Raw genomic sequence first — 16,482 nt, forward strand, 5'->3', positions numbered from 1 at the left:
TCGAGTCCCGACATCGCCGGGCCATCGAACGCACCCTGGCGGAGCATCCAAAAGCATTTTCCGACCCGTTGGTAGCGCTCACGTTTAGCGACAACTACGGCCCCCAGGCTCGGCTGGACATGGCCATGCTCAGTGAGGAATCTCGCTTGCAGACAGCCTTGAGCAGACTTGTCGATGCAGGGGTCAATGTAAAGGCCAAAGCGGCACTGTCCTCCGAACTTTCCGGTTCGCAAGCCCAGTCGCTTGACCGCCAGCGCAGTGAAACGGACCAGTCTGCCGCGGCCATCGCGCAGATGGCGGCAACGAATCAGCAAGTGACTCAAAATGTAATCACTACTGCGCATGCTGCGTCCGACGCCGACCAGTTGACCAGGGAAGGAAGTGAACTGGCCCGGCAAAGTCTGCATGCCATGGTCGCCATGAATGAGGCCGTCAATGAAATCGGGCAGGCGGTCAACGCGCTGGCGAGCGAGACGCAATCAATCGGCAGTGTCGTGGATGTCATCACGTCGATTGCCGAACAAACCAACCTGCTGGCACTCAATGCGGCAATCGAGGCGGCCCGGGCAGGTGAACAAGGTCGAGGTTTTGCTGTGGTGGCCGATGAGGTGCGTTCGCTGGCACAGCGCACCCGCACATCCACCGAACAGATCCACGGCATCATCGCTTCACTCAATAGCGGTGCCGATCGCGCCGTATCAACGGCCAGCAAGGGTGAGCAGATTTCTCGCGACAGCATGCAACGTGTCGAAGCGGTGCAATCGGCTCTGGTTGGCATCAGTCAAGCCGTCAGCCGGATCACCGACATGAGCCAGCAAATGGCGTCCGCATCGGAGGAGCAAAGTCACGTAACTGAAGATATCAATCAACAAATCACGCGGATTGCCCAGTTGTGTGATCACAGTGCCGGGCAGGCTAAACAAGGGGCCGCAATTAGTCAGGATCTTGAAGAAATGGCGGAATATCTGCACAGCCTGGCTGAGCGGTTTAACCGGTAGCCATTATTCCAGTTGACGACCTGCAGGGATGTGGGTCAGCAACCTGAGGGGACGATCAGCGAACTCGCCAACAACGCCTCCAACCCCATTGGCTTGGCAAAATAATAACCCTGGGCCTGGCCGGCGCCGATTTCGCGCAGCAAGTCCAGTGTCGCTTCATCCTCTACGCCTTCAGCCACCACACTCAGGTCCAGCGATTGGGCCATCCGCACAATTGCCCGCACGATTGCACGGCTGCGAGCGCTGGTAGTCAATTCGAGGATGAACGACTTGTCGATCTTCAAGCCGCTGAAACGGTATTGATGCACATAACTCAGGGATGAAAACCCTGCACCGAAGTCATCGAGCACCACCGACATACCGTTATCGGCCAGTTGCTGCATGGTCCGTCGGGCAATGGCTGGCTCAGCCACCAGCGCACCTTCGGTCAGCTCCAGGCAGATTCGCGACGGCGCGACCCCGTGCCGCTCCAACAGTGCGAGCACATCACTGGCGAAATCCGGGCGCGTCATGCTGTAGCTGGAGCAATTGACGTGCACCGCAGGCCAATTGGCGTGTTGGGGCTGTGCGAGGATCGCCGCAACGCTGGTGAGCATGTACAAGTCCAGTCGACCGATCAGGCGCAAACCTTCGACATCCGGCAAAAACTCGCCCGGCGCGATCACCCGGCCGCCCGGCTGATGCCAACGGATCAGCGCTTCGAGGGCCAACAGTTCGCCGCTTTCGACGCTGACAATCGGCTGGAAATACGGTAGCAATTCATCAGTACGTTTGAGTGCATTACGCAAGGCGCCTTCCCGCTCCACCTGGTCCGAGACTTCACGGCGCACTTCCTGGTTGAACACCGCGTAGCTGTCGCGCCCGGCGCTCTTGACCCGGTACATCGCTGCATCTGCATCGCGCAGCAAGTCGGCTGGCTCATGATGGAACTGACTGTCGGCACTGACAATGCCGATGCTGCAGGACGAAAAAACTTCATGGCCATTGATGAAAAACGGCAGGTCAAACGCCACCAGGATTCGTTCGGCGATTTCGATCAGCACGTCCAGCGGCGCTTCAGGCGCCAGCACCGAAAACTCATCCCCCCCAAGGCGCGCCAGCATGTCGGTCTCGCGCAGACAACCGCGTAAACGGTGGGCGGCCTGCATCAACAGCAGGTCACCAAAATGGTGGCCGAGGCTGTCGTTGACCATCTTGAAACGGTCAAGGTCGATGAACATCACCGCCAGGTGCCCGCCTTCGCTGCCGAACCGCAACCAGGCCTGGCTGAGGCGTTGTTGCAGGTAAGTACGGTTGGGTAGCCCGGTCAGCGAGTCGTGGGAGTTTTCGTGTTGCAACTTGGCATTGGCGTGATCGAGTTCGCGGGTGCGGTTCTGCACCCGTGCTTCCAGTTTGAGGTTGGCGGCATGGATCGCTTCGGCGGCCGTGCGTCGCGACAGCGCGGTATCAATGTGCCGCGACACGAATGTCAGCAATTCCTGGTCTCGCTGGGTGTACTGCACCTGCGAGGTATAGCTTTGCACCGCGAGCACGCCACGCACCACATCGCTATCGAACAATGGAATGCCCAGCCAGGAGTAGGATCGGACAGACTCATTGGCCAGTTCGATTTCACCGTGCGCAGCCAGTCGTTCAGCCTCGTCGGCGTCGATCAGGCACGGTCGACGCTGTCGGATAACGTACTCAGTCAAGCCCCGGCATCCACGGCGTGCCGACGGGCAGGTGATTTGCCGCTCATCGACATAATACGGAAAGGTCACTTCACTGATCGCGTCGTCGAATAGCGCAATGTAGAAGTTCTTCGCGAACAGCAGATCACCGACGATGCCATGCAAGGTTTGAAACAATTCAGCCATGTCGCCAGGCTGGCTCGACAGTTCAGCAATCTGGAACAAGGCACTCTGCAGATGTTCGGCGCGCTCTCGCTCTGCCACTTCCTGGCGCAATGCGTCGTTGAGTGCAGAAAGTTCCAGGGTGCGACGCACCACCGTCTCTTCCAGATCCTCGCGGTGCAGAATCCGGTCCAGCGCCATGGCAACATGGCGCGCCACCACCAGAAACAGCGCGCGGTCTTCAGCGCTGTAGGTACGAGAAACGTCGTAGACCTGCATGGCAAGCATGCCAAACACGTCATCCGAGGCATTTTTCAACGGAGCGCCCATCCAGAACTCGGGACGATCACCTACGCAGTAGAAACGGTCCTCGGCTTGAGCCGCAAGAATGCCGGCGGCGTCGATCAGCAACGGCTGGCCAGAGGTCAATACCTGGCCGGTCAACGACAGGTGCGAAGGGTCAAGGTATTCGTATTGCTGGGACTCCAAGGCATCAACGTCGATGATGTCGACGTAATACGGGTAGTCAATCTTGCCACTGTGCGGGTCATACAGTGCGAGATAGAAGTTCTCGGCATCGATCAGGCTGGCCAGCAACTCGTGAACCCCCACCAGAAACACTGACCGGTCGCGGGTCGAACTGGCCAGATAGGTAATTTCATACAACACACGCTGAGTAATCTGCGCACGGGCAAGGGTATTGGTCTGTAGCTCAATGCCCAGGCGCTGGGCAAACTCGGCGAGCGCTGGTTCCGCGGCATCGGCGACGGGCGCGAGCAGCCAACCCAGCTCACTTTCGCCTCTGCCGGTCGGCCAGCGGTGCAAGCCCCTGCTCAGGCAGAAAGCTTCAAATTCTCCATTAGCAACGCTTGACGGCCACTGCATCGTTGGGTCGCCCTGCCCGACCCAATGCATTTGTTCACCGGCGCGGTAAACCACCCACGCAGTGGTGTGGGCCCAGTTGCGCGCTGAGTCCAGCAATTGTTCGATCGTATCTTCGTTGCCAGCGTAAGCCATGCCGGCTGTATCCGAGTTCCCTTTCAGTCGAGGTGCGACAACGTCGCAATCGTTTGATTGCCGCGAGGAGTCGGTCAATGGACGAATACTCATCAGCGCTCCCTGAGCCAAAAAATGGCGATACTCACTATCTTGTTGTTAGCAATGTGCCAGTGTGCTTCCCGTTTATAGCGAATACGAATTTATTTCAATAGATTTATTCGTTTTACGAGACCGCACAAACAAAAACGCCGCTCAAAGAGCGGCGTTTTTGCGTTTAGAACGGCAAACGGGATTCACCAGGATTTTTGGCGCCTCAGGCGTTGCCGTTCCAGGGACGGTCTCCATTCGCGTCTTTGATACGGGTCGGCAGGCCCATCACATCCAGCGCCTTGAGGAACGGCTCAGCCGGCAGTTCTTCGACGTTGGCCATACGCTGCACATCCCACTCGCCACGGGCGACCAGCAGAGCGGCAGCCACGGGTGGCACGCCTGCGGTATAGGAAATGCCCTGGCTGTCAGTTTCTGCGAAGGCGTCCTCATGATCGGCCACGTTGTAGATGAACACCTCACGCGGCTGGCCATCCTTGGTGCCCTTGACCAGATCGCCGATGCAGGTCTTGCCGGTGTAGCCAGGTGCCAACGAGCTCGGATCAGGGAGCACGGCCTTGACCACTTTGAGCGGTACGACTTCCAGGCCTTCGGCGGTCTTGACCGGTTGCTCGGAAAGCAGGCCGAGGTTGCGCAGCACCGTGAACACATTGATGTAGTGTTCGCCGAAGCTCATCCAGAAACGCACGTTGGGCACGCCGAGGTTCTTCGACAGAGAGTGCACTTCATCGTGGCCGGTCAGGTACAGGTTCTGCGCCCCGACAACCGGGAGGTCGTCGGTGCGTTTGACTTCGAACATGGTGTTGCTGGTCCACTGGCTGTTCTGCCAGCTCCACACCTGTCCGGTGAACTCGCGGAAATTGATTTCCGGGTCGAAATTGGTGGCGAAATACTTGCCATGGGAACCGGCATTGACGTCGAGAATGTCGATCGAATCAATGTGGTCGAAATACTGTTGTTGCGCCAGTGCTGCATAGGCGTTGACCACACCCGGGTCGAAACCCACGCCGAGAATGGCCGTGATGTTCTTTTCTTTGCACTCTTCGAGGTGATTCCACTCGTAGTTGCCATACCAGGGCGGCGTCTCGCAGATTTTGCCCGGTTCTTCGTGAATGGCGGTGTCCAGGTAGGCCACGCCGGTATCGATGCAGGCACGCAGCACCGACATGTTGAGGAAAGCGGAACCGACGTTGATGACGATTTGCGATTCGGTTTCGCGGATCAGCGCCTTGGTCGCCTCAATATCCAGGGCGTTCAGGGAGAAAGCCTTGATTTCGGCGGGCTGCTTAAGGCTGCCCTTGGACTTGACGCTGTCGATGATGGCCTGACATTTGGAGATGTTGCGCGACGCGATAGCAATACGACCGAGTTCGTCGTTGTGCTGCGCGCACTTGTGGGCCACCACCTTGGCGACACCTCCTGCACCAATGATAAGTACGTTTTTCTTCAATTTTTTTATATCTCCTTTCTGCCAGCTTACGAGAGGCTGGACAGGTAGTCGTTGAAACCAAACTCACGAACCACCTCGACACTACCGTCGAGTTGTTTCACTACGATGGACGGCATTTTCAAACCGTTGAACCAGTTCTTCTTGACCATGGTGTAACCCGCTGCATCGATGAACGACAGTCGATCCCCGATGGCCAGCGGACGATCGAATTGATATTCACCGAAAATATCTCCGGCCAGGCAGGATTTGCCGCACACCATGTAGGTGTGTTCGCCTTCGCTCAGCGCCAGCTTGGCATTCAGGCGATAGATCAACAGATCGAGCATGTGGGCCTCGATGGAGCTGTCCACGACTGCCAGATGCTTGCCGTTGTAGAGCGTGTCGAGCACGGTGACTTCCAGCGACGCGCTCTGCGTAATGGCCGCTTCGCCCGGTTCCAGATAGACCTGCACGCCGTATTTTTGTGAGAAGGCCTTGAGGCGAGCGCAGAATGCGTCCAACTCGTAGTCGTCACCGGTGAAGTGAATACCGCCGCCGAGGCTGACCCACTCGACCTTGTGCAGCAAATGCCCAAATCGCTCTTCGATGGTGCTCAACATCTGGTCGAACAGGCCGAAGTCGCCGTTCTCGCAATTGTTGTGGAACATGAAACCAGAGATCTGCTCGATGACCTGCTCGATCTTCACCGGGTCCCACTCACCCAGACGGCTGAACGGCCGCGCCGGGTCGGCCAACAGGTAATCCGAGCTGCTCACCTGCGGATTGACCCGCAGACCGCGCACCTTGCCTGCTGAAGCTTCAGTGTAGCGCTGCAACTGGCTGATGGAGTTGAAGATGATCTTGTCGCAGTTCTCGAGCATCTCCTCGATCTCGTCGTCGGCCCAGGCCACGCTGTAGGCGTGGGTCTCACCAGCGAACTTCTGCCGACCGAGCTTGAGCTCGTAAAGCGACGACGACGTGGTGCCGTCCATGTACTGCTGCATCAGGTCGAACACCGACCAGGTGGCGAAGCATTTGAGTGCCAGAAGCGCTTTGGCCCCAGACTGTTCGCGCACATAGGCGATCTTCTGCATGTTCGCCAGCAGCTTTTGTTTGTCGATAAGGTAGTACGGCGTTTTGATCATTTCGAGGCGCCTCCGGCAAGGCCAGCCAAAAAAAGGATGCGCATTGTGCCTTCACTGGCGATATATCGAAAGTACAGAAAGTGCTCGCGACGCGAAGCACGGCTTACTTCAAACCCGTAAATATCAGATATTTATCGAGTGAATGGGGGCTGAAGGAAGGATTCAACCTACCTGCTATGCTCCTTCCACCGTTCATTGACGCAGGTCCAAACACTGAACGGCCAACTCGTGATAATGAATTTTTCCGATTTTAGGTAGGCTCTGTATGACGCCCCAGATCTTCTCGGTTCACGGTCTCGTGAGTTTTACCCTTGCCATCCTCCTGCTTTTCCTCGGCAAAACCCTCGTTCAAAAAAGCACCCTACTGCGTCAATACTGTATTCCCGAATCAGTCGTCGGCGGCTTCGTTTGTGCGGCAGTGACGTCCCTGCTGTACTTCGGTCTTAAAATCGAGGTCGAATTCGATCTGCAAATACGCGACACCCTGCTGCTCTATTTCTTTGCCGGCATTGGTTTGAAATCGGACATGCGCCAACTGCTCAAGGGCGGACGCCCTCTGCTGATCCTGCTGGTGCTCGCCGCAGTATTCATCGTCCTGCAAAACGTACTGGGTATGGGTGTGGCCGAGGCCTTTGGACTCGATCCCAAGGCCGGTTTGATGGTGGGCTCCATTTCCCTCACGGGTGGGGCGGGCACCACCCTGGCTTGGGCGCCGCTTTTCATCGAAAAGCTGGGAATCCATAACGCGCATGAACTGGGCATGGCCAGCAACACGGTCGGTCTGATTGCCGCTTGCGTGATCGGTGGTCCTATCGCCAACCGACTGATACGTCGTTATCGACTAAAAACGTCCGGGGATGCGGCGCTGGAGGTCGGCATTCTCGAGGATCAACAGAGCAAGCCACTGGACTACTACGACGTGCTCTGGGCGTGGATGTGGCTCAACCTGACCCTGATGCTCGGCTATGGGCTCAACCTGCTGTTGGTCGATGCCGGCATTACGCTGCCCAAATTCGTCAGCTGCCTGTTTTCGGGGATCGTCATTCACCACATCGTTCTCGCATTGGTGGGCGATCAGCGGCTGAAATCCTGGAGCGGCGCCAGCCTGGGTCTGTCGCTGATCTCCGATATCTGTCTGGGCATGTTTTTGACCATGGCACTGATGGGGCTTCAGTTATGGCAGCTCAATGGCGTGTTGCTGTTCATTGTGTGCGCCTTGACCCTGCAAATTCTGCTGACGGTCCTTTATACGTATTTTGTGGTCTTCCGCTTTATGGGGCGCGATTACGAAGCCAGTGTGATTGCTTCCGGTTTCGGCGGGATTGCCCTTGGTTCCACCGCCACAGCCATCGTCAACATGACGACCGTGACTCAAAAGTACGGCGCCGCCCACCAGGCCTTCCTGATCGTGCCGCTGGTGTGTGGCTTTTTCATTGACCTGGTCAATGCCGTGATCATCGGCATGTTCAGTGGAATCTGATGACCAAATCAGGCCATTTCAGAGCAATTTTGTTGACGCAAGCATTACTGGGGGCACGGGTTTTAGCAGACATGCCTGCCCCCAAGCGTTTCGCGTTTGAAACGGGGTCTCAAGCCAGGCGAATGTCCTTGGCATCAGCAGCGATCATTCACTCAATCACTCGTGCATACACTGATCGGTCAACATTCCCGCCGGACAGAATCACCCCTACCCGTTTCCCCGCCATTGCTTCACGTTCCTGAATAAGCGCCGCCAAGGCCGCCGCACCGGCCCCTTCAGCGAGGTTGTGAGTGTCGGTGTAATAGACACGCATGGCCTCGGCAATTTGCTCCTCACTGACGGATACGATTCGTGCGGCAGCCGCGCCGTAGATGGCAAAGGCGGCGGGAACCGGTTTCCGCACGGCAAGGCCGTCAGCGAAGGTATTCGCCGTAGCGGTTTCAAGGATTTCTCCCGCTTCAAACGACAACTTGGCTGCCGCTGCCTCACCGGACACCACGCCCACCACCCGGGTGTTCAGGCCCAGCGCGTCCCGGGCGGCGATCACCCCACAAATCCCTGATCCACAGCCAATCGGCACATAGACGGTATCCAGATCCGGCGCTGCCTTGAACAACTCCAGCGCATAAGTGGCCACGCCTTTGACCAACTCGACATGGAACGGCGGAATCAAATAGAGGCCATGCACTGGTGCCAGGCGCTCGGCCTCTTCACGGGCCTCATCAAAATCGCGGCCAAACTCGACCACTTCGCCGCCGAACCCGCGCATGGCGGTGTTCTTTTCTACGGAGTTTCCTTTCGGTACAACAATCAACGCCTTCAAGCCCAGCGCGCCGGCTGCCAGCGCCAGGCTCTGACCATGGTTGCCGCGTGTAGCGGTGACAATGCCCTTGACCTCTGGGTGCATGCGTTTGAGCCAGTGCATGAAGGTAATACCCCCTCGCACTTTAAAAGCACCGGTAGGTGTATGGTTTTCGTGTTTGACCCACACAGTGCAACCCAACCGCTCGGCCAGCAGAGGCCACGCGTACTGGGCGGTGGCCGGCATGACCTGGTAAACGTGGCGAGCTGCTTGTTCGATATCGTCGCGGGTCAGTGTGTGCATGAGGCGTCCTCCTTGGGTTTGGCCCAGTCTAGGCACCGGCTCACCCTGTCGGCTTTCAAAAAACTGACCTGACTTTTACGCACCTGCTTCTTTACTATGGTGTTCATGAGCCATCGAAACCGCCACCAGCCCCCGCTCCCGCCTGAACCGATCCGTCGGGTCGAAGCCGGGCCATGGGCGATCGAGTTGCTACCCGGCGCCGCTTATGCAACCCGATATGTAGCAACCCAGGCGGCGATTGGCTTTGCCTTCGATAGCCAGCGAGGTCTGCACGCCATCGGCAGCGATCGAGTGCATCCCTACAACGCCACGCCCAACGGTTTGGCGTTCGTCCCTGCTGGTTGTGACGTGTTGTCAGAGTCGCCCAAGGGCGGTGAATACCTGCGAGTCATGCGCACTGATGGTGTTGGATTGACAGGCGACCGTGCATTCAACAATCGCATTGATCAACAGGCCATTACCCTGGCGCTGCGAATGCGCGCCGCGCTGTTACATGCCTCAGTGGACGATGATTGGGAGGACTGGGCACTCGCATTGGCTGAACGGGCGCAGGACAATGATGCATTGTCGGCGCCCCCTATAGGCTCGATAACCGGTAGCCGGATGCGTCTGCTCGACGAGTTCATTGATGCCGGGCTTGACGGCGTGTTGGGTGTCCCGGCGATGGCGGGGCTACTTGGATTGTCCGAGGGCTATTTCATTCGTGCATTCAAGAATGCAACGGGCAAAAGCCCTCACAGTTACCTGATCGACCGACGCCTCGCCAAGGCCCGTGCGCTGATGCGCGATTCGACCGCCAGGCTGGCGGAAATCGCCCAGACTTGCGGTTTCAACTCACAGTCGCACATGGCGACTACGTTCAAGCAACGTCTTGGCGTGAGTCCGGCACAGCTGCGAATAACCTTCAGATAAAACACAAATCCCTGTGGGATTGAGTGATTCGCCTCTTTTTCTCTGGCGCTTAAACAACAAAAATCCTGCCTGTTTAAACGAAGCCTCCTGTTACCACCCAAAGGCTACAACGCCTTGCGTCATCGCCTACGGGTAAGACAGAATCCGCCGGCTTGTGCGTCCAGGGCACGGGTTCTATCGTGGCTGGGTCACTGAAAAACAGTGATCGGGTTTGGTAGCCCAGTATGTCCAGGCGCATAGCGCCACCTTTTACAGAGATCGTTTTAATCTCTGTTTTTTATGGTGGCCATGCGCAGGGCTCCCTCGGGAGCGCCGGGTTCCTGGACCGGTCTACCAACCTGTGTATGGTCACCACCATTCGTTTGGTAGCGAAGGGTGATGGCTCCTCAATTGTTCCTCCAGGAGTTCCATCCATGATCAAACCAACACCCAACCCACCGAAAACCGATCCGGCATCGCCCTACGAATCCCTCGATTCCAAAAAATTCCACGAAGCGGCCGAGCGCGCCCTCGACCACTACCTCAACCCGGCGGCCCAAATCATGGCCAGTACCCACGAACCCGAACCCATGTTCCTCGCCAATCCCAAGTACGACACCGAATCCCTGCTGGCCAACGCCAGCGAATCACTGGGCTCGGCCACCACCATGCTCAGCAATTTCGCGGCGTTATTGGACAACTCACACCGCAAGACCCTGCTGGGAATTACACAAGTGGTCATGTTGGGGGAATTGGCGGTGAATCAGGCGTTGGATAAGGTTGAGCTGAAGGAGTAAGCACGGCCCTCTATGGCGCAAATTTGTTCCTCGCCACAGAGGGATGCCTTCCTGGAATTCACAAACCCGGTTTGTGCTGCTGGGGGAGATGAGAGCTTAGTTACCCATCACCTCGTCCAGTGCCTGCTCGAGGGTGCTGACCGTGCGCTCGATATTGTGCAGCTTTTCGAGTCCGAACAGACCGATGCGGAAGGTCTGGAAGTCGGCCGGCTCGTCGCATTGCAACGGCACTCCGGCGGCGATCTGTAGGCCGTGGTCGGTAAATTTCTTACCGCTCTTGATGTCGGCATCATCGGTGTAGCTCACTACTACGCCAGGGGCCTGAAAGCCGGGTGCGGCCACGCTTTTGATGCCTTTGCCGGTCAACATTGCGCGCACCCGATCGCCCAGAGCCTGTTGTTCGCCGCGGACCTTGTCGAAACCGTAGGCTTGCGTCTCTTTCATCACTTCGTTAAACCGCGCAAGGGTATCGCTGGGCATGGTCGCATGGTAGGCATGTCCGCCCTGCTCGTAGGCCTGCATGATCTGAAGCCACTTTTTCAGGTCGCAGGCGAAGCTGCTGCTATGCGTCTGCTCGATGCGCTCGAGGGCCAAAGAACTGAGCATCACCAGGGCGCAGCAAGGGGAGGCGCTCCAGCCTTTCTGCGGTGCGCTGATCAGCAGGTCGACTGCGCATTTGTGCATATCAACCCAAAGCGTGCCTGAGGCGATGCAGTCCAGCACGAACAGGCCACCCACCGCATGCACGGCGTCGCCGACGGCCCGAAGGTAGTCGTCGGGCAGGATAATCCCTGATGAGGTTTCAACGTGGGGGGCGAAGACAATCTGCGGCTTCTGCGCCTGAATAGCTGCCAGCACTTCGTCCAGAGGGGGTGGGGCGTAGGCAGCCTGGCGACCAGTGTCGACCGGTCGGGCTTTCAGCACCGTAGTGGCCGCCGGGATGTTGCCCATCTCAAGGATCTGGCTCCAGCGATAACTGAACCAGCCGTTGCGTATCACCAGGCATTGCTGGTCGGTGGCAAACTGTCGCGCCACCGCTTCCATGCCGAATGTGCCGCTGCCCGGGACCACCGCAACAGCCTGGGCGTTGTAGACCTGTTTCAGGGTCCTGGAAATGTTCTTCATCACGCCTTGAAATGACTGCGACATGTGGTTGAGCGAGCGGTCGGTGTAGACCACTGAGTACTCGACCAGCCCCTCGGGATCGATACTGGGATATAGCTTTGACATGGGGTGACTCCTTTGGCAGAGATCTCAGTGGTATCGACCCTGCCCTAAGCCTTGGCAAATGACAAGATTGCTCGGGATTGAATTGCGACTTCTGTCGAGCGGCTGGCATCACAGGTCGATTACTGGACGTAGCAATGGTTAGGCATCGGGTTGCGTACTTGCTGAATGGATTGGTACACCATTGCTGCCCACAGGGTGTTCCATCGTGTTTTCCATCCATTTGAGTGCCTGGGCATTCGTTAGGAAGGGCCGCAGTGGTCGAGGCTTGAAGCGCCGCGGACAACGTCTCCGGTTTTTTTGTTTCTACTCTAGGTGGCCGTCACGCTGCGGTTTCGGCCGCTGGCCTTGGCGGTATAAAGGCTGCGATCAGCCGCCTCGAACAGCTGCTCAACGCCCTCGGTCCCACCGGCGAACTCCACGACACCAGCACTGAATGTCACCGTGACCGTCTCGCCGGCCAGCCGCAGTGGGTGCGTCGCCAGGTGCTGCCGGATGCGTTCCAGCACCAGCACCCCCTGAGCGGCACTCGATTCAGGGAAAAGGATGGCGAACTCCTCGCCGCCAACCCGCGCCGGGCTGTCGATATCGCGCAACTGCGTACTCAATACCTTCGCCAACACTTGCAGCACATGGTCGCCTTCTGGATGCCCATAGCGATCGTTGATCGTCTTGAAATGGTCTATATCAATCAGTGCCAGCGCACTCGGGCGCAGACTTCGCATGGCCCGCTGATGCTCGTTGGCCAGCAGCGGAGTAAAACCGCGGCGATTGAGCAAGCCGGTCAACGGATCGCGCAGAGCCTCGCGATGCCAGTGCTGCCCAGACGCATCGGTTTCCAAAAAATGATGGTATTTCAAGACCAGACACAGGCTGACATAGGTGGTGGAGAAGACAAACCCCAGCAACCGGAAGTGCGCTTCATCTGCGTTGTACTCACTGAAAGGCCCCAATTGTTTGGCGCTTAGCGCCACTATCGCTGCCACCGTCAGCAGCAATGCAAGGTAGACGCCACCCGCCGGTACCCGGAAGACCAGGAGAAACAGTCCCGGCAAAATTAAATAGAACCAGCCGCTGACGCCCCAGATGTCCAACGCCAGCAGCACTCCGCAAAACAGCAGGTTTGCTAACACCCAGCCCCATTCACGGCCATGCGGAAACTGCGCTGGCCAAGCCTGGTACAAGGGGTAGATCAGCAATATCCCGAGGCTGTCGGCCAGAATCAGATCGCGCAGCAACTCCGCCGCCTCGGTCGATGGAATATAACCGCCCAATGCCAGGTTGATGACAATCAGCAGGCTACTGATCGCGGTTGGCAAAAAACACACATAAAAGCTGAAGCGCGCCAGGTCACTCGCGCGCTGCAAGCCACCGGGCAATTGCCAGTTCAAAAAGCGCGCCGCGAGAAAGGCGCTCAGGGTGTCGGCGGCGGCGGCAATCAATACATGCCAGGACTGCCAGAGCGCGCCCTCGTGCTTCATCCCCGGGTAATTGGCCAGCAGGCTGACAAAAAAAATCACAGGCAACGCCAACCCGCCAACGCGCAGCACGAGTACCAGACCGATCCCCGAGGCCAACCAGAGCGGGGTGATATTGCTCGGCTGCAGGGAAAACAGCAGCATGCCGAAGCGCGCGCACAGGTAATACACCAATCCGCCGAGGATCAGCTGCACCCACTGCTTGACCGTTAGCACTTTGATTGCGCCCACTCACCCCTGAGGCAAGCAACTCCACGCCACCGTTCGACAATGGCGGCGCTACAGTCACCGCCACCACCCCACAGAGCATCAAGCGGTTCAGCTTGCTCGACTGTTCCAACTGAACCCGCGCGCCACTCATCTTCGAGGCGCATGGATTCGTCTCGGATAGAGAGGTAGAGCTCTATCACCTCTTCTTTCGCTAGCAAACCACGAAGCTGGTCAACGATGTCCTGCGCCAAAATGAAACCTCCATTTTTTCCGCGACGCTCAACCTAGACGCTTTTATGCGCAATCCAGCGGTAACAACTGTCTTTCCCGAAGAGTAGCCGGTATCACCAAATACTACGCCTTCACACGCTTGACCAAGATCAGAAATCCCAACGCACTTGCAAATCACCCGTATTGGCGGTGTAGCCAGTCGCGGCTTCCAGCGTGTACTTCGCCGAAAGGCTCAGAGAACTGCTGCGCAGCAACGTCACGCCCAGCGCCAGCACCCCGGTGTCGTCCACTGGCTTGGCGCCCGGACTGCTGAAGCTGGTGGCGCCCGAGGTATCGGCGGCAAAGTTGGAGACCGACTGCAGGCGAGTGTCCTGGTACTCATGACGCCAGCTTAGCTGCGCCGACGGCACCACGTTGCCGTAGGAGGTGGCGAAGGAATGCTCCAGCTTGGTTCCCAGATCACTTTTCAGCGAGTGGGTGCTGGTGGAATCGATGTGCAGTGCCGCGCCGTTGCCACCGCTTTCGGTGAAGCTGTCCTCATCCAGGGTGCTGTAGGTCAAGCCGGCAATGGGTGTCAGGACCGTATGGTTGCCGAGGTCGATCGGGTAACCAGCCCGGGCAGCGGCGATGTACTGCATTCCGTCGTGGTTGCCATTGGCCACGCCGTTGAAGCCGGGGAAGTTGATTTCCCGCTGGGTGTCGTATTGCTGCTGGACCGCACCCAACGACAGGTCCAGGTACCAGGGATGGCCTTGGTAACTGGCATAGCCGAACAGACCATAGGACTTCACATCGGCAGAACTTCCTTCGTTGTCGCCGTCGCTGTTCACGGTGGTCTGGGTGTAGCTGATCAGGCCGCCGGCCTTCCAGCTGTCGTTCACGGCGCCATCGGCACCGATCAGCATGCCACCGTAGTGACTGTGGTAGCCGGCGATATTATTGCTCTCGCTCAGGCGAGACGTGCCGCCGAACGCCTGGCCCCAGAGCCCGGAGTTGCTGGCGCCCTCCCCCGTGGCGATACCACTGCTACCACCCGTGTTGTCTTGCGCGGTGCGCAACCCGTCCAGGTGCGCCGCCGCAACATTGAGTACCTGCGCGGTGGAAGCGGTGGACGCCTGGGTGGCGGCCGATACGGTTGCCGCCGGGCTCAACTGTGCACCGGCCTTGTTGCCCGCTGCCGAATCAGGGAGCGCCGCGGCGGCGTTGAACAGGTTCATCAGCTGGGCATCGTAGCCGTTGTAGTTGAACAGCCCGGCCAGGGTTGTGGCACCGCCAGCGGTGGTCGATTGATTGATCGGACCGACGGATGGCGCCTCGGGTGTGGCCATAACAGGTGGTATGACATTCGGTGGCGTGACAACCACAGGCGGGGAGACATCCGGTGGCGTAACAACCGCTACAGATGGTGTGACACCCGGTGGCGTGACAATCACAGGTGGGGAGACATCCGGCGGCGTGACAACCACGGGTGGTGTGACATCCGGTGGCGTGACAACCACAGGTGGTGTGACATCCGGTGCCGTAGAGCTGCCCACAGTAACCAACAAATCAGTATTGCCACCGCTGGTCACACTGGTACCGGAGGCGTTGTAGCCCGCAACGGTGTAGTGGAGGTTGTCGGCGTTGTAGTGAGTGCCGATGGTATTGGCTTGAACCACGAGGTAACGCTGGCCTTGGGCAAAGCCATAGCTGCTCAGTTTCTGCAACCCGATCGTGGAGCCCGCTGCGATGTTGGCAGCCCCGGCAACCACCAAGCGACCATAGCCGCTGTCAGTGATATCGCCGGTGGTTACGGCATTGTCAGCCACACCAAGGGTCAGGCTAGCGTTGGCGCCCTGCTCGTAATAACCGGAAATATTGACAGCCTTGTTGACCTGCAGGGTACTGGCGTTGATCAGGCTGGTATTCAGTACTCCAGAAATCAGCGTGGTGCCGCTGCCGGCCAGTGTCAGTGGACCGTTGCCACCGATCACGCCGGAGAAACTGTCACTGTGACCACCATTGTCGAGCGTGCCGCCATCGAGGAGGCTGATGTCGCGCGCGCTGCTGAAGTCGGCCGTGCTCAGCAAGGTGCCGCGGTTTAGCGTCAGATCGCCACTGGTGTTGCCCAGGTTGGCATCGCTGTCCACCGACAAGGTGCCGCCGGTGATGACAGTGCCGCCGCTGTAGGTGTTGCTGCCAAACAACGCCGTCGTGCCAGCACCGGCCAGATTCAGGCCGCCGCTGCCAGCGATCACGCCAGAGACGCTGTCGCTGTGACCACCATTGTCGCCAGCAGCCCAACCGACACGCCCTCTAAAGCGTATACGGTCAAATCGGGTGCGCGATCATCGGTGCGGGGCTGAGCGCCGCCATGTGGGCTGCGCGCGCACTCGGCTTGGGTCGGCGCAGCCTGCCAGTAGAGTCAGCAGGACGCAAACAGCTGCGGACACCGTCAGCGTGCTCTGTGCGAGCCTTTTGTTTTCCAGGTGCGGGGCTGTGCCTGAGCTCAGGCCAGCTGAACATCCGACTGTTCCAGCAGAATCAGCCATAAGCAGTTACTCACCCTGTAA

General features: G+C 58.3%; 10 protein-coding genes and 1 pseudogene. 4 read left to right on the plus strand and 7 right to left on the minus strand.

All coding sequences use genetic code 11. The annotated features are described in order from the left end of the window. Nucleotides 1–23: 23 nt before the first annotated feature. Nucleotides 24–998: pseudogene (locus AC3ISI_RS13945) on the plus strand (methyl-accepting chemotaxis protein); the annotation flags it as partial. Between the two features lie 35 nt (nt 999–1,033). Here the strand turns inward: AC3ISI_RS13945 and AC3ISI_RS13950 are convergent. The 3 genes from AC3ISI_RS13950 to nspC form a co-directional block, all read right to left on the minus strand. Beyond that, on the minus strand, nt 1,034–3,940 hold the full coding sequence (locus tag AC3ISI_RS13950; RefSeq protein ID WP_489337491.1) for a sensor domain-containing phosphodiesterase: 2,907 nt from the start codon (nt 3,938–3,940) through the stop codon (nt 1,034–1,036). Between the two features lie 202 nt (nt 3,941–4,142). After that, on the minus strand, nt 4,143–5,387 hold the full coding sequence (locus tag AC3ISI_RS13955; RefSeq protein WP_489337493.1) for a saccharopine dehydrogenase family protein: 1,245 nt from the start codon (nt 5,385–5,387) through the stop codon (nt 4,143–4,145). Between the two features lie 26 nt (nt 5,388–5,413). Further along, nucleotides 5,414–6,511, minus strand: coding sequence for a carboxynorspermidine decarboxylase (gene nspC, locus AC3ISI_RS13960; RefSeq protein WP_489337495.1), 1,098 nt, complete (start codon nt 6,509–6,511; stop codon nt 5,414–5,416). A gap of 265 nt (nt 6,512–6,776) precedes the next feature. On the opposite strand from nspC, the gene gltS reads away from it, so the two are divergent. Beyond that, nucleotides 6,777–7,991, plus strand: a complete 1,215-nt coding sequence (gene gltS / locus AC3ISI_RS13965; RefSeq protein ID WP_489337496.1) for a sodium/glutamate symporter — start codon at nt 6,777–6,779, stop codon at nt 7,989–7,991. A gap of 148 nt (nt 7,992–8,139) precedes the next feature. Here gltS and AC3ISI_RS13970 read toward each other — a convergent pair whose 3' ends face one another. Then, nucleotides 8,140–9,096, minus strand: a complete 957-nt coding sequence (locus AC3ISI_RS13970; protein ID WP_489337498.1) for a threonine dehydratase — start codon at nt 9,094–9,096, stop codon at nt 8,140–8,142. 96 nt (nt 9,097–9,192) lie between these two features. Between AC3ISI_RS13970 and AC3ISI_RS13975 the strand changes: the two genes are divergently transcribed. Beyond that, nucleotides 9,193–10,008 carry a helix-turn-helix transcriptional regulator gene (locus AC3ISI_RS13975; protein ID WP_489337499.1) on the plus strand — a complete coding sequence of 272 codons (816 nt, stop codon included), beginning with the start codon at nt 9,193–9,195 and terminating at the stop codon, nt 10,006–10,008. A 413-nt stretch (nt 10,009–10,421) separates the two neighbouring features. After that, nucleotides 10,422–10,784: a DUF6124 family protein gene (locus AC3ISI_RS13980; protein WP_489337500.1), complete on the plus strand. Its 363-nt coding sequence runs from the start codon at nt 10,422–10,424 to the stop codon at nt 10,782–10,784. 96 nt (nt 10,785–10,880) lie between these two features. Here the strand turns inward: AC3ISI_RS13980 and AC3ISI_RS13985 are convergent, their stop codons facing one another. From AC3ISI_RS13985 to AC3ISI_RS13995, 3 genes are all read right to left on the minus strand, one after another. Then, nucleotides 10,881–12,014: a pyridoxal-phosphate-dependent aminotransferase family protein gene (locus tag AC3ISI_RS13985; protein ID WP_489337501.1), complete on the minus strand. Its 1,134-nt coding sequence runs from the start codon at nt 12,012–12,014 to the stop codon at nt 10,881–10,883. A 308-nt stretch (nt 12,015–12,322) separates the two neighbouring features. Then, a complete protein-coding gene (locus AC3ISI_RS13990; protein WP_489337502.1) occupies nt 12,323–13,720 on the minus strand; it encodes a GGDEF domain-containing protein in 1,398 nt (465 codons plus the stop codon). A 359-nt stretch (nt 13,721–14,079) separates the two neighbouring features. Then, nucleotides 14,080–16,167, minus strand: coding sequence for an autotransporter family protein (locus AC3ISI_RS13995; RefSeq protein WP_489337503.1), 2,088 nt, complete (start codon nt 16,165–16,167; stop codon nt 14,080–14,082). Nucleotides 16,168–16,482: the final 315 nt, after the last annotated feature.

Source organism: Pseudomonas sp. GL_139_B, from assembly GCF_057834475.1.

Coding starts and splice junctions, on each gene's coding strand:
- AC3ISI_RS13985 (WP_489337501.1), bottom strand. CDS start 12,014: ATGTCAAAGCTATATCCCAGTATCGATCCCGAGGGGCTGGTCGAGTAC.
- gltS (WP_489337496.1), top strand. CDS start 6,777: ATGACGCCCCAGATCTTCTCGGTTCACGGTCTCGTGAGTTTTACCCTT.
- AC3ISI_RS13980 (WP_489337500.1), top strand. CDS start 10,422: ATGATCAAACCAACACCCAACCCACCGAAAACCGATCCGGCATCGCCC.
- nspC (WP_489337495.1), bottom strand. CDS start 6,511: ATGATCAAAACGCCGTACTACCTTATCGACAAACAAAAGCTGCTGGCG.
- AC3ISI_RS13970 (WP_489337498.1), bottom strand. CDS start 9,096: ATGCACACACTGACCCGCGACGATATCGAACAAGCAGCTCGCCACGTT.
- AC3ISI_RS13950 (WP_489337491.1), bottom strand. CDS start 3,940: ATGAGTATTCGTCCATTGACCGACTCCTCGCGGCAATCAAACGATTGC.
- AC3ISI_RS13975 (WP_489337499.1), top strand. CDS start 9,193: ATGGTGTTCATGAGCCATCGAAACCGCCACCAGCCCCCGCTCCCGCCT.